At 69.4% G+C, this 13,424-nt stretch carries 14 protein-coding genes; all 14 read left to right on the top strand.

The window, feature by feature from the left end; genetic code table 11:
• Positions 1-34: 34 nt before the first annotated feature.
• Entirely contained in the window at positions 35-2,089 is a 2,055-nt protein-coding gene (gene rho / locus EFK10_RS44375; RefSeq protein WP_240677854.1) for a transcription termination factor Rho, read from the top strand.
• Positions 2,090-2,257: 168 nt separating this feature from the next.
• A complete protein-coding gene (locus EFK10_RS44380) occupies positions 2,258-3,334 on the top strand; it encodes an LCP family protein (protein WP_127361306.1) in 1,077 nt (358 codons plus the stop codon).
• A gap of 137 nt (positions 3,335-3,471) precedes the next feature.
• The gene (rpmE, locus tag EFK10_RS44385) at positions 3,472-3,696 is read left to right on the top strand and encodes a 50S ribosomal protein L31 (RefSeq protein WP_127361307.1); all 225 of its coding nucleotides are present in this window, start codon (positions 3,472-3,474) and stop codon (positions 3,694-3,696) included.
• A gap of 120 nt (positions 3,697-3,816) precedes the next feature.
• Positions 3,817-4,902, top strand: a complete 1,086-nt coding sequence (gene prfA / locus EFK10_RS44390; protein WP_127361371.1) for a peptide chain release factor 1 — start codon at positions 3,817-3,819, stop codon at positions 4,900-4,902.
• Positions 4,903-4,947: 45 nt separating this feature from the next.
• The gene (gene prmC / locus EFK10_RS44395) at positions 4,948-5,793 is read left to right on the top strand and encodes a peptide chain release factor N(5)-glutamine methyltransferase (RefSeq protein ID WP_127361308.1); all 846 of its coding nucleotides are present in this window, start codon (positions 4,948-4,950) and stop codon (positions 5,791-5,793) included.
• Positions 5,794-5,902: 109 nt separating this feature from the next.
• Positions 5,903-6,550 (top strand): L-threonylcarbamoyladenylate synthase, encoded by a 648-nt coding sequence (locus tag EFK10_RS44400; RefSeq protein ID WP_127361309.1) that lies wholly within the window; start codon positions 5,903-5,905, stop codon positions 6,548-6,550.
• Positions 6,547-7,182, top strand: a complete 636-nt coding sequence (locus tag EFK10_RS44405) for an arsenate reductase/protein-tyrosine-phosphatase family protein (protein ID WP_127361310.1) — start codon at positions 6,547-6,549, stop codon at positions 7,180-7,182. The genes EFK10_RS44400 and EFK10_RS44405 overlap by 4 nt, the downstream gene beginning before the upstream one ends.
• 81 nt (positions 7,183-7,263) lie before the next feature.
• Positions 7,264-8,547 (top strand): serine hydroxymethyltransferase, encoded by a 1,284-nt coding sequence (locus tag EFK10_RS44410; protein WP_127361311.1) that lies wholly within the window; start codon positions 7,264-7,266, stop codon positions 8,545-8,547.
• 95 nt (positions 8,548-8,642) lie between these two features.
• Entirely contained in the window at positions 8,643-9,947 is a 1,305-nt protein-coding gene (locus EFK10_RS44415) for an MraY family glycosyltransferase (RefSeq protein WP_127361312.1), read from the top strand.
• 261 nt (positions 9,948-10,208) lie between these two features.
• On the top strand, positions 10,209-10,622 hold the full coding sequence (locus EFK10_RS44420; RefSeq protein ID WP_127361313.1) for a hypothetical protein: 414 nt from the start codon (positions 10,209-10,211) through the stop codon (positions 10,620-10,622).
• Positions 10,623-10,844: 222 nt separating this feature from the next.
• Entirely contained in the window at positions 10,845-11,654 is an 810-nt protein-coding gene (atpB, locus tag EFK10_RS44425; RefSeq protein WP_127361372.1) for a F0F1 ATP synthase subunit A, read from the top strand.
• A 73-nt stretch (positions 11,655-11,727) separates the two neighbouring features.
• Positions 11,728-11,964 carry an ATP synthase F0 subunit C gene (gene atpE, locus EFK10_RS44430; protein WP_127361314.1) on the top strand — a complete coding sequence of 79 codons (237 nt, stop codon included), beginning with the start codon at positions 11,728-11,730 and terminating at the stop codon, positions 11,962-11,964.
• A gap of 39 nt (positions 11,965-12,003) precedes the next feature.
• Positions 12,004-12,549, top strand: coding sequence for a F0F1 ATP synthase subunit B (locus EFK10_RS44435; protein WP_127361315.1), 546 nt, complete (start codon positions 12,004-12,006; stop codon positions 12,547-12,549).
• Positions 12,546-13,394, top strand: a complete 849-nt coding sequence (locus tag EFK10_RS44440) for a F0F1 ATP synthase subunit delta (RefSeq protein WP_127361316.1) — start codon at positions 12,546-12,548, stop codon at positions 13,392-13,394. The genes EFK10_RS44435 and EFK10_RS44440 overlap by 4 nt, the downstream gene beginning before the upstream one ends.
• Positions 13,395-13,424: the final 30 nt, after the last annotated feature.

Consider the following 13,424-nt stretch of genomic DNA (forward strand, 5'->3'; position numbering starts at 1 on the left):
ACAGGCCGACGTCCGCTCCAGGGAAGGACCCTTCGTGAGCGACACCACCGATCTGATGGGCGTGCGCGTGGAAGGCAATGCCGCCGCGCCCGACGCTGCCGCGCCTGCCACCGGTGCTGCTGCCCCCAAGCGCCGCCGCTCAGGCACCGGTCTTGAGGGCATGGTCCTGGCCGAGCTGCAGCAGCTCGCTTCCAGTCTCGGGATCAAGGGCACCGCGCGGCTCCGCAAGGGGCAGCTGATCGAGACCATCAAGGCCGCGCAGTCCGGCGGCGCCACCACCGCTGCCAAGGCCGCTCCGGCCGCCTCCCAGGGGGGAGAGCCCGCCGAGAAGCCCAAGCGCCGCGCCACCTCGCGGACCCGCACCGGCGACAACGCCGAGGCCAAGGCCGTAGCGGCCACCGCGCCCGCCGCGCCCGACCAGGCGAAGCAGATCGACATCCCCGGCCAGCCCGGCGGCGAGCAGCCCAAGGCCGAGCGCGCCGAGCGTGCCGACCGGACCGCTCCCGCCGCCCGGAACGACCGTGCCGAGGCCGCCGTCGACACCGCCGAGGGCAAGGCCCCCGCGGCCGAGGCCAAGGCCGGCGACGACCGTCAGGGCGGCCGGGACCGCCAGCGCGGCGACCGCCAGGACCGTGAGGGCCGCCGGGACCGCCAGCGCGACCGCCGCAACAAGGGCGAGGACGGCGGTGGCGCCGGCCAGCCGCAGCGCGGTGACCGCGAGCGTGACCGCGACCGCCAGCAGGGCCAGCAGGGCCAGCAGCAGGGCCTGGGCCAGCAGCAGGGCCAGGGCCAGAGCCAGCAGGGCGGCCAGGGCGGCGGCGCCCAGGACGACTACGACGACGGCGAGGGCGGCGGCCGCCGTCGCCGCGGCCGTTACCGCGACCGCCGGGGCCGGGGCACCAGCGGCAGCCGCCGCGAGGAGTTCGGCAACGAGCCCCAGGTCAACGAGGACGACGTCCTGATCCCCGTCGCGGGCATCCTCGACATCCTCGACAACTACGCGTTCATCCGGACCTCCGGCTACCTGCCGGGCCCGAACGACGTGTACGTGTCCCTCGCCCAGGTCCGTAAGAACGGCCTGCGCAAGGGCGACCACGTCACCGGCGCGGTCCGCCAGCCCAAGGACGGCGAGCGCCGCGAGAAGTTCAACGCGCTGGTCCGCCTGGACTCGGCCAACGGCATGGCCGCCGATTCCGGCCGCAGCCGCCCCGAGTTCGGCAAGCTCACCCCGCTGTACCCGCAGGAGCGGCTGCGGCTGGAGAACGAGCCGAACCAGCTGATCCCCCGGGTCATCGACCTCGTCGCGCCGATCGGCAAGGGTCAGCGTGGTCTGATCGTGGCCCCGCCGCGTACCGGTAAGACGATCATCATGCAGGCGATCGCCAACGCGATCACCCACAACAACCCCGAGTGCCACCTGATGGTCGTTCTGGTCGACGAGCGTCCGGAAGAGGTCACCGACATGCAGCGGTCGGTCAAGGGCGAGGTCATCTCCTCGACCTTCGACCGCCCGGCCGAGGACCACACCACCGTCGCCGAGCTCGCCATCGAGCGGGCGAAGCGCCTGGTGGAGCTGGGCCACGACGTCGTCGTCCTGCTGGACTCCATCACCCGTCTGGGCCGTGCGTACAACCTAGCGGCGCCCGCCTCCGGCCGCATCCTGTCCGGTGGTGTCGACTCGACCGCGCTCTACCCGCCGAAGCGCTTCTTCGGTGCCGCGCGCAACATCGAGGACGGCGGCTCGCTGACCATTCTGGCCACCGCGCTGGTCGAGACCGGCTCGCGCATGGACGAGGTGATCTTCGAGGAGTTCAAGGGCACCGGCAACATGGAGCTCCGCCTCGACCGCAAGCTCGCCGACAAGCGGATCTTCCCGGCCGTGGACGTCGACGCGTCCGCCACCCGTAAGGAAGAGATCCTGCTCAACCCGGAGGAGCTCGCCATCGTCTGGAAGCTGCGCCGAGTGCTGCACGCGCTCGACTCGCAGCAGGCGATCGAGCTGCTGCTCGACAAGATGAAGCAGACGAAGTCGAACGCCGAGTTCCTGATGCAGATCGCCAAGACGACCCCCGGTCAGAACAACGACTGACGGATCGTACGAAGGGCCACCCTGTCGCCGCGTCGACGGGGTGGCCCTTTTTTGCATGTTCATCAGTATTTGGAACCCTGTCTGTCCCCCGAACGTCTGACAACCAGGACAAAAGGTGCTTGATCACCACAACTGGGGGTATCGGAGCAGGCAAGGACAGAGGAGATAATGACGCAGCCCAATCATCGCGCCCCCCGTCGCAAAGCTCTGCGCGCGGTCGTCTGGACAGCCACTGCCGCGGTCCTGCTGTGCCTCACCGGTGCCGGTTACATCTACTTCAAGCTCAACGGCAACATCAAGGGCATCGACATCAACGGGGCGCTGGGCACCGACCGCCCGACGAACTTCGACAACGGCTCCATGGACATCCTCGTCCTCGGCTCCGACTCCCGCTCCGGCAGCAACAAGAAGGCCGGCGGCGGCCAGGACGACGGCACGGCCCGCTCGGACACCGCGATGATCGTGCACATCTACAGGGGCCACAAGAAGGCCGGCGTGGTCAGCATCCCCCGCGATACCCTCGTCGACCGGCCCTCCTGCACCAAGACCAAGGGCGGCACGCAGCTCCCCGCCGCCACCGGCGTCATGTTCAACTCCGCGTACGCCGTCGGCGGCCCCGCCTGCGCCGTGAAGACCGTCGAGTCGATGACCGGCGTCCGTATGGACCACTACATCGAGATCGACTTCTCCGGCTTCCAGCACCTCATCGACGCCCTCGGCGGGGTCAAGGTGACCACCGCCCAGGACATCAACGACAACGAGAGCCACCTGCACCTCAAGGCCGGCACCCATACCCTCGACGGCCGGCAGGCCCTCGGCCTGGTCCGCACCCGCCACGGCGTCGGCGACGGCAGCGACCTCGGCCGGATAGAGCTCCAGCAGGCCTTCGTCAAGGCGCTCATCGCCCGCGTCGAGAGCCTCGGCCTGCTCACCAGCCCCACCAAGCTCTACAAGGTCGCCGACACCGCCACCGGTGCCCTCACCACCGACTCCGACCTCGCCTCGGTCGGCAACCTCATGGGCCTCGCGCAGAGCATGAAGAGCATCGGCTCCAACGACCTCCACATGATCACCATGCCGGTCCAGTACGACCCCGCCGACCCCAACCGCGTCATCCCCCTGACCGGCAAGGCCGACCAGGTCTGGGCCGCGCTGCGGGCCGACCGGACGATCCCCAAGAGCGCCACGAAGGGCTCCGCCGGTGACCAGGCGGGCACGAAGGGTGTCGTGAAGAGCTCCTCTTAGAGCGCAGGAATAACCACCGGGGACGCCTCGTTTTGGGAGATACGGCCGGTCCTGGCAGACTGGTACGTCGGCCCCGGTTCACGTGACGCAAACCCGCCTCACGACCCGGGACCCTCCCGAGAAACCAGGAGATTCCCTTGAAGCGCGAAATCCACCCGGAGTACGTGGAGACCCAGGTCACGTGCACCTGCGGCGCCTCGTTCACCACCCGCAGCACCGAGAAGAGCGGCGTCATCCGCGCCGACGTCTGCTCGGCCTGCCACCCGTTCTACACGGGCAAGCAGAAGATCCTCGACACCGGTGGCCGTGTGGCCCGCTTCGAGGCCCGCTTCGGCAAGAAGGCCGGGTCCGCCCAGAAGTAGCGACCCACAAGCGCCGGTTCTCGGCTGCCCGGATTCATGCCGGTCAGCCGGACCGGCGTTTTGTCGTCCCGGCCCGTCACCTTCACCTTCACCTCAAGCAGCAGTAAGCAGGGATCCCAGATGTTCGAGGCGGTCGAGGAACTCATCGGCGAGCATGCCGACCTCGAAAAGCGGCTTGCCGACCCTTCGGTCCACGCGGACCAGGCCAACGCACGCAAGCTCAACAAGCGCTACGCCGAGCTGACCCCCATCGTCGGCACCTACCGCACGTGGAAGCAGACCGGCGAGGACATCGAGACAGCCCGCGAGTTCGCGGCCGACGACCCGGACTTCGCCGCCGAGGCCAAGTCGCTGGAGAAGCAGCGCGAGGAGCTCACCGAGAAGCTCCGGCTGCTGCTCGTCCCGCGCGACCCCAGCGACGACAAGGACGTCATCCTCGAGGTCAAGGCGGGCGAGGGCGGCGAGGAGTCCGCGCTGTTCGCCGGCGACCTGCTGCGGATGTACCTGCGCTACGCCGAGCGCGTCGGCTGGAAGACCGAGCTGATCGAGGCCAACGAGTCCGACCTCGGCGGCTACAAGGACGTCCAGGTCGCCGTGAAGACCAAGGGCGGCAACGGTGCCACCGAGCCCGGCCAGGGCGTCTGGGCGCGTCTGAAGTACGAGGGCGGGGTGCATCGCGTGCAGCGCGTGCCCGCCACCGAGTCCCAGGGGCGCATCCACACCTCCGCCGCCGGCGTCCTGGTCACCCCCGAGGCCGACGAGGTCGAGGTCGAGATCGGCCCCAACGACCTTCGTATCGACGTCTATCGCTCGTCCGGCCCCGGCGGCCAGTCGGTCAACACCACCGACTCCGCGGTGCGTATCACGCACCTCCCGTCCGGCCTGGTCGTCTCCTGCCAGAACGAGAAGAGCCAGCTCCAGAACAAGGAGTCGGCGATGCGCATCCTGCGTTCCCGGCTGCTGGCCGCCGCCCAGGAGGAGGCCGAGCGCGAGGCCTCCGACGCCCGCCGCAGCCAGGTCCGCACCGTCGACCGCTCCGAGCGCATCCGTACGTACAACTTCCCCGAGAACCGCATCTCGGACCACCGCGTCGGCTTCAAGGCGTACAACTTGGACCAGGTCCTCGACGGGGACCTCGACGCCGTGATCCAGGCGTGCGTCGACGCCGACTCGGCTGCGAAGCTGGCCGCGGCCGGTGAAAACTAAGCCCGTCCGGCGTTTGAGGACATCCCTGGCCCAGGAGAGGACGACGTGAACCTGTTGCTCGCCGAAGTCGCGGCAGCGACGCGGCGGCTGGCCGACGCTGGCGTGCCGTCCCCGCGGTTCGACGCGGAGGAACTGGCCGCGTACGTGCACGGGGTGAAGCGCGGTGAGCTGCACGCCGTCCCCGACCCGGACTTCGACGCCCGCTACTGGGAGGCCGTGGCCCGCCGCGAGGCCCGCGAGCCGCTGCAGCACATCACCGGCCGCGCCTTCTTCCGCTACCTCGAGCTGCAGGTCGGTCCCGGCGTCTTCGTACCGCGTCCGGAGACCGAGAGCGTGGTCGGCTGGGCCATAGACGCCGTACGCGCCATGGACGTCGCCGAGCCGCTGATCGTCGACCTCTGCACCGGCTCCGGCGCGATCGCGCTCGCGCTGGCCCAGGAGGTGCCGCGCTCCCGCGTCCACGCGGTCGAACTGTCCGAAGAGGCCCTGGTCTGGGCCCGGAAGAACACCGAGGGCAGCAAGGTCGACCTGCGGCACGGCGACGCGCTGACGGCCTTTCCGGAATTGAACGGCCAGGTCGACCTCGTGGTCTCCAACCCGCCGTACATCCCGCTCACCGAGTGGGAGTACGTCGCGCCCGAGGCTCGCGACCACGACCCCGAACTGGCGCTCTTCTCCGGCGAGGACGGCCTCGACACCATCCGTGGCATCGAGCGCACCGCCCAACGCCTGCTCCGCCCCGGCGGCGTCGTCGTCATCGAGCACGCCGACACGCAGGGCGGCCAGGTCCCGTGGATCTTCAAGGAGGACGCGGGCTGGGCCGACGCCGCGGACCATCCCGACCTGAACAACCGGCCCAGGTTCACCACTGCCCGCAAGGCGACGCCATGATGGCGCCGGGCAACCTCGCTCCTGCCGCGTTCTCCTGGGGCGCGACGCCCCGTACTTCTGCGTACAAAAGCCCCGCCGTCAGGACGGCGCATCACCTGGAGGTCAGCTAATGGCACGGCGTTACGACTGCTCGGATGCGACCGACCGCGCCGCCGGACTGCGTGAGGCCGCCTCTGCCGTTCGCCGCGGCGAACTCGTCGTGCTGCCCACCGACACGGTCTACGGCATCGGCGCCGACGCCTTCAACCGCGAGGCCGTGGGCGACCTGCTGGAGGCCAAGGGGCGTGGCCGCAACATGCCCTCGCCCGTTCTCGTCGGCTCCCCGAACACCCTGCACGGCCTGGTCACCGACTTCTCCGAGCAGGCCTGGGAGCTGGTCGACGCCTTCTGGCCGGGCGCGCTCACGCTCGTCGCCCGGCACCAGCCGTCCCTGCAGTGGGACCTCGGCGACACCCGGGGGACCGTCGCCGTCCGTATGCCGCTGCACCCCGTCGCCATCGAGCTGCTGACCGAGACCGGTCCCATGGCCGTCTCCAGTGCCAACCTGACCGGCCACGCGTCCCCGCAGGACTGCGACGCCGCCCAGGAGATGCTCGGCGACTCCGTCGCCGTCTACCTCGACGGCGGACCCACGCCCGCCGCCGTACCGTCGTCGATCGTCGACGTCACCGGCAAGGTACCGGTGCTGCTGCGGGCGGGCGCGCTCACCGCCGAGCAGCTCCGGGAGGTCGTGCCCGACCTGGAGGTCAGCAGTTGATACCTGGCCTGCCGGGTGTTCAGCGTGAGCGCGATGACGTCTTCCGCATCCTCCACGTCTGCACCGGCAACGTCTGCCGCTCGCCGATGGCCGAGCGGCTGACTCGTCATGAGCTGACCCGGCGGCTCGGCGACGGAGCCGCCGGGATCCTCGTCGAGAGCGCCGGCACCTGGGGGCACGAGGGCGCCCCCATGGAGGCCCACGCCGCCGCGGTCCTCGCCGAGTACTCCGCCGACCCCTCCGGCTTCACCGGCCGCGAGCTGCGCGACGAGCACGTCATCGACGCCGACCTCGTCCTCACCGCCACCCGCGACCACCGCGCCCAGGTCATCTCCATGGGGCACGCGGCGGGCCTGCGCACCTTCACCCTCAAGGAGTTCACCCGCCTCGTCCGCGCCATCGACCCCGCCACCCTCCCCGACGACGGTGGCGTGACGGCGCGGGCGCGCTCCCTGGTCCGGGCCGCCGCCGCCCTCCGCGGCTGGCTCCTCGCGCCCGACGCCGAGGCCGACGAGGTCTACGACCCGTACGGCGCTCCCCTCACGTTCTTCCGCAGCGTCGGCGAGGAGATACACGCCGCCCTCGACCCGGTGGTCACCGCCCTCACCGGCGTCCCCGCCCCGACGGCGTAACGCTTCTGCGTGTACTGGGCGGTTTGCCCGCATCGGTGCCACAGTGGTGGGGAGATCCCCGTCACACCGGAGCGCCGAGCCATGTCGACGACCGCGGAAACAGCAGGGCAGACCACCTGGGCCACCGGCACCGGTTTCGAGCAGTTGCGTACGCAGGATCCGGAACTGGCCGACGTCGTCCTCGGCGAGGTGCAGCGCCAGAGCAACTGCCTGCAGCTGATCGCCGGCGAGAACTTCACCTCGCCCGCCGTCCTCGCCGCGCTCGGCTCACCGCTGGCGAACAAGTACGCCGAGGGCTACCCGGGCCAGCGCCACCACGCCGGCTGCGAGCTGGTCGACCTCGCCGAGCGGCTGGCCATTGAACGGGCCACCAGGCTCTTCGGCGCGGCCCACGCGAACGTCCAGCCGTACTCGGGCTCCTCGGCCGTCCTGGCGGCGTATGCGGCCCTTCTCGTGCCCGGTGACACCGTCCTGGCGATGGCACTTCCGCACGGTGGGCACCTCACACACGGTTCGGAGTCCAATTTCTCCGGCCGCTGGTTCCACATCGTCGGTTACGGCGTGACCCGCGGCACCGACCTGATCGACTACGACGAGGTCCGACGACTCGCCCACCAGCACCGCCCCAAGGCGATCGTCTGCGGCTCCATCGCCTACCCCCGGCACATCGACCACGCCGCCTTCCGCGAGATCGCCGACGACGTGGGCGCCTACCTCATCGTCGACGCCGCCCACACCCTCGGCCTGGTGGCCGGCGGCGCGGCGCCCAACCCGGTGCCGTACGCGGATGTGGTGTGCGCCACCAGCCACAAGACGCTGCGTGGCCCGCGCGGGGGTCTGATCCTGTGCGGCGCGGACCTCGCGCAGCGGATCGACCGTGCCGTCTTCCCGTTCTCGCAGGGCGGCCCGCACATGCACGCCATCGCCGCCAAGGCCGCCGCCCTCGCCGAGGCGGCCACCCCCGCCTTCGCCGCGTACGCCCACCAGGTCACCGCCAACGCCCGCGCCCTCGCCGAGGCGCTGGCCGGCCAGGGCCTGCGGATCTCGACCGGCGGTACCGACACCCACCTGATCACCGCCAACGTCTCCCCGCTCGGCGCGACCGGCGCTCAGGCCCGCGGCTGGTGCGCGGCGGCGGGAATCGTGCTCGACAAACACACACTCCCGTATGACCCGGAACCCAGCTCGGTCGGCTCCGGCATCCGCCTGGGCACCGCCGCGGTCACCACCCAGGGCATGGGGACGGACGAGATGCCGCAGGTCGCAGGCCTGATCGCCCGCGCCGTACGCCAGGAGCGCGGCATCGCGCAGCGGGTCGCACAGCTGGTCGGCGGCTTCCCGCCGTACCCCCCTTATCAGACATAACGGACACAGAGCATGGTGCCCTGCAACCCTGGGCACCCGCTGTGAGTCACTAGAAGTGTTTACAGTCGCCACCCGGACGCGAATAGGGTGTGCCCGTGCGCGAGTACCTCCTGACCCTTTGCGTGGCAGCAGCCGTCACCTACCTCCTCACGGGGCCGGTGCGGAAGTTCGCCATCGCGGCCGGCGCCATGCCCGAGATCCGCGACCGTGACGTCCACCGGGAACCAACCCCCCGGCTGGGCGGCATCGCCCTGTTCGCCGGCCTGTGCGCGGGACTGCTGGTCGCCGCGCATCTGGAGAACCTGCGGAGCGTCTTCGAGCTGTCCAACGAGCCACGCGCGCTGCTCTCCGGCGCCGGGCTGATCTGGCTGCTCGGCGTCCTGGACGACAAGTGGGGCGTCGACGCCCTCATCAAGCTCGGCGCGCAGATGGTCGCCGCCGGCGTGATGGTCCTTCAGGGTCTGACGATCCTCTGGCTCCCGGTGCCCGGCGTCGGCACGGTCTCGCTGACGCAGATGCAGGGCACCCTGCTCACCGTCGCGCTGGTCGTCATCACGATCAACGCGGTCAACTTCGTTGACGGGCTGGACGGTCTGGCCGCCGGTATGGTCTGCATCGCCTCCATCGCGTTCTTCATGTACGCATACCGGCTCTGGTACGGCTACGGCGTCGACGCGGCGTCCCCCGCCACCCTCTTCAGCGCCATCCTCATCGGCATGTGCCTGGGCTTCCTCCCGCACAACTTGCATCCCGCCCGCATCTTCATGGGCGACTCCGGCTCCATGCTGATCGGCCTCATGCTGGCCTCGGCCGCCATCTCCATCACCGGCCAGGTCGACCCGGACTCCATCACCAACATGACCGGCTCGGGCCGCGCCACCACGCACTTCATGGTCCCGGTCTACATGCCGCTGCTGCTCCCGCTGAGCATCATCGCCATCCCGGCCTCCGACCTCGTCCTGGCCATCGTCCGCCGTACGTGGAACGGCCAGTCGCCCTTCGCGGCCGACCGCGGCCACCTCCACCACCGGCTGCTGGACATCGGCCACTCGCACAGCCGGGCCGTCCTGATCATGTACTTCTGGTCGGCCCTGATCGCCTTCGGCGCCGTCGCCTTCTCGGTCAACTCCTCCAGCCTCTGGATCGTCCTCGCGATCATCGCCCTCAGCGCCATCGGCCTCGTCGCCCTGCTCTTCCCCCGCTTCCGCCCGCGCGCCCCCCGCTGGGCCGAGTCCTTCGTCCCACCCCGCTACCGCCGCTCCCGCCGCGAGGCCCAGGCGGCCGCCGCCGCCCTCGTCGCCTCCGGCCAGGCCCCCGGCGTCAACGGCGCGACCGCCGTGGGTGAGCGCGCCCTGCTCCCGGGCCGCCCGGAGCGCCAGCCTGCGGAAAGCCGCCGTTAGGGCCTGTCCGGCCGATCTCCGAGTGAGGCCGTCCCCCGGACGGTCGAAGTTTGTACTCCTCCTGTGTGACGGCGCACACACGAACCGAGTAAAGACCTCATCAAATAGTTTGTGATATCGTTCACGAGAACCCGGAAGCGAGCCGAAAGACCCTAGAGCGATGGTCTTCCGGTGTGAGGCGTGTCCTCGGCCCCGGGCTACGCTCGTCACCCAACGACGACAGAACGTCTTCCCCAACACCTCGCCGGAGGAGCTGCCACCATGCAGTCCAACGACGTCCGAACCATCCTGAACTGCGCCGTCCCCACTGCCGCCGCAGGCGTGGTCGCGGTCGCTGTGAGCGCTGCCCTCGTGGGTGGCAAGGGTGTGATCGGCGCCGTCTTCGGCACAGTGATCGTGATCGCGTTCATGGGTGCCGGGCTGATCGCCCTGCAGCGCACCGCGCGATCGCTGCCCCAGCTGTTCCAGGCCATGGGCCTGATGCTCTACACCACACAGATCCTGCTGCTCGGCATCTTCCTCGCCGTCTTCAAGCACACCACGCTCTTCAACACGAAGGCCTTCGGGTTCACGCTGCTCGCAGCCGCTCTCGTGTGGATCGCAGCACAGGCCCGTGCCCATATGAAGGCAAAGATCCTTTACGTGGAGCCGGATACCTCCGGGTCTCCGTCGTGAACATCGGGGCCGGTGTGAGCGGGCCTGCGCTCGTTTGCTATCGTCCGGTCTCAACTGCGGCAGAGCTGGCGCGGGCAGCAGTCATGCCTGCGCGGCCCAACGGCTCAGCGCCTAGACGCCGCCCCCATATCTGCAAGACCAGTCCAGTGCCGTTCCGTGGCTGTGCGCCGCGCCGACACATCGAGGTTGCCGTACCTATGTGCCACGCTGAAGGAGCTCATGGTGAGTGATGTAACGACGCTCGCCTCCGAGACCAACTGCCACATCTTTGAAGGGTGCGGCTTCCCGGCCCCGGGCTTGCACAACTTCATCTTCAAGCCGCTCTTCAGCGTTGGCAGCTTCGACTTCAACAAGCCGATGCTGCTCGCCCTGCTGAGCACCGTCGTGATCGTCGGTTTCTTCTGGGCGGCGTTCAACAAGCCGAAGGTCGTACCGGGGAAGCTTCAGATGGTCGGCGAAGCGGGATACGACTTCGTACGCCGGGGGATCGTCTACGAGACCCTGGGCAAGAAGGTTGGCGAGAAGTACGTCCCCTTCATGGTCTCGCTGTTCTTCTTCGTGTGGATCATGAACCTGTGGTCGATCATCCCGGTCGCCCAGTTCCCGGTGACGTCGATCATCGCCTTCCCGGCCGGGCTCGCCGCGATCGTCTACATCATGTGGATGTACCTGACGTTCAAGAAGCACGGCTTCGTCGGCGGCTGGAAGAACGTCACCGGCTACGACAAGTCGCTGGGCCCGATCCTTCCGCTGGTCGTCGTCCTGGAGTTCTTCTCCAACGTGCTGGTGCGGCCGTTTACCCACGCGGTCCGGCTCTTCGCCAACATGTTCGCAGGGCACCTCCTGCTGCTGATGTTCACCATCGCCAGCTGGTACCTGCTCAACGGCATCGGGATCGCCTATGCGGGCGTCTCGTTCGTGATGACCATCGCGATGACAGCGTTCGAGCTGTTCATCCAGGCCGTCCAGGCGTACGTGTTCGTGCTCCTGGCCTGCACCTACGTTCAGGGCGCTCTCGCCGAGCACCACTGAGCGCCCGATCGCCAGCCCCCCCAATTGTCCGGTGGCCAACCCCCACCGGTCCGTGAAAGAGAAGGAAGTAACCATGGCTGCCACTGAGACCCTTGCCGCCGTTTCCGGCTCGCTCGGCTCGATCGGCTACGGCCTCGCCGCGATCGGCCCCGGCGTCGGCGTCGGCATCATCTTCGGTAACGGCACCCAGGCCCTCGCCCGTCAGCCCGAGGCTGCCGGCCTGATCCGCGCCAACCAGATTCTTGGCTTCGCGTTCTGTGAGGCGCTCGCCCTGATCGGCATCGTCCTGCCGTTCGTCTACGGCACCTGATCTTCCGGGACATAGCCCCTTCAGACGAAAGGCATTGATGTGATCGCGCTGGCACAGTTGGCGGCCGCCGCGCCGGAAAACCCCCTCATCCCGCCGATCCCAGAGCTCGTCATTGGCCTGATCGCCTTCGCAATCGTCTTCATCTTCCTTGCGAAGAAACTCCTCCCGAACATCAACAAGGTTCTGGAAGAGCGCCGTGAGGCCATCGAGGGCGGCATCGAGAAGGCCGAGGCCCTTCAAACCGAGGCTGAGCAGACCCTTGCCAAGTACAAGGAGCAGCTCGCCGAGGCCCGCCACGAGGCCAACCGTCTCCGTCAGGAGGCGCAGGAGCAGGGCGCCGCGCTCATCGCGGAGATGCGTGCGGAGGGCCAGCGCCAGCGCGAGGAGATCATCGCGGCCGGCCACGCCCAGATCGACGCCGACCGCCGGGCTGCCGCGCAGGCGCTGCGCCAGGACGTGGGCCAGCTGGCCACCGACCTGGCCGGCAAGCTGGTCGGCGAGTCGCTGGAGGACGTGGCGCGGCAGAGCCGTGTGATCGACCGTTTCCTCGACGAGCTTGAGGAGAAGGCCGAGGCGGCCCGATGACCGTCCACGGAGCGAGCCGCGAGGCGCTGGCCGCCGCGCGCGAGCAGCTGGACGCGCTGACGGACAACACATCCGTCGACGCTGCCAAGCTCGCCGACGAGCTGGCCGCCGTCACGGCGCTCCTTGACCGCGAGGGTTCGCTTCGCCGGCACCTGACCGACCCGGCACAGCCCGGTGAGGCCAAGGCCGGTCTGGCCCAGCAGCTGCTCGGTCCGCAGGTCGGCGTAGGGGCATCCCCGCCGAAGGTAGGGGAAGAGACCCTCGACCTGGTCTCGGGCCTGGTCCGTTCCCGCTGGTCGCGGTCGCGTGATCTGACCGACGCGCTGGAGGAGCTGTCCTACAGCGCGGACCTGATCGACGCCCAGCGCGCCAACGCACTGGACGAGGTCGAGGACGAGCTGTTCCGGTTCGGCCGCATCGTCACCGGCAGCAGTGAGCTGCGGGCGGCGCTGTCCGACAAGGCCGCGTCCAACCAGGCCAAGGCCGAGCTGCTGCGCTCGCTGCTGGGCGGCCGGGCCAACCCGGTCACCGAGCGGATCGTGGTCCGCCTTGTGACGCACCCGCGTGGCCGTAGCCTTGAGACAGGGATCGACGCCCTGTCCAAGCTGGCCGCTGCGCGCCGTAACCGGATGGTCGCGGTCGTGGTGTCGGCGGTTCCGCTGAGTGACCAGCAGAAGGAGCGCCTCGGCGCCGCGCTTGCCAAGCTCTACGGCCGGCAGGTGCACCTGAACCTCGACGTGGACCCCACGGTCCTCGGCGGGATCACCGTTCGGGTGGGCGACGAGGTCATCAACGGGACCATCGCCGACCGTCTCGACGAGGCGGCCCGGCGAATGGCCGGCTGACCAGCCACCAACTCAAAGCCCAGTTTTTAC

Source organism: Streptomyces soli, from assembly GCF_003999195.1.
Taxonomy (GTDB): Bacteria; Actinomycetota; Actinomycetes; order Streptomycetales; family Streptomycetaceae; genus Actinacidiphila; species Actinacidiphila soli.

Coding starts and splice junctions, on each gene's coding strand:
- EFK10_RS44380 (WP_127361306.1), top strand. CDS start 2,258: ATGACGCAGCCCAATCATCGCGCCCCCCGTCGCAAAGCTCTGCGCGCG.
- prfA (WP_127361371.1), top strand. CDS start 3,817: ATGTTCGAGGCGGTCGAGGAACTCATCGGCGAGCATGCCGACCTCGAA.
- EFK10_RS44400 (WP_127361309.1), top strand. CDS start 5,903: ATGGCACGGCGTTACGACTGCTCGGATGCGACCGACCGCGCCGCCGGA.
- EFK10_RS44410 (WP_127361311.1), top strand. CDS start 7,264: ATGTCGACGACCGCGGAAACAGCAGGGCAGACCACCTGGGCCACCGGC.
- EFK10_RS44420 (WP_127361313.1), top strand. CDS start 10,209: ATGCAGTCCAACGACGTCCGAACCATCCTGAACTGCGCCGTCCCCACT.
- atpE (WP_127361314.1), top strand. CDS start 11,728: ATGGCTGCCACTGAGACCCTTGCCGCCGTTTCCGGCTCGCTCGGCTCG.
- EFK10_RS44440 (WP_127361316.1), top strand. CDS start 12,546: ATGACCGTCCACGGAGCGAGCCGCGAGGCGCTGGCCGCCGCGCGCGAG.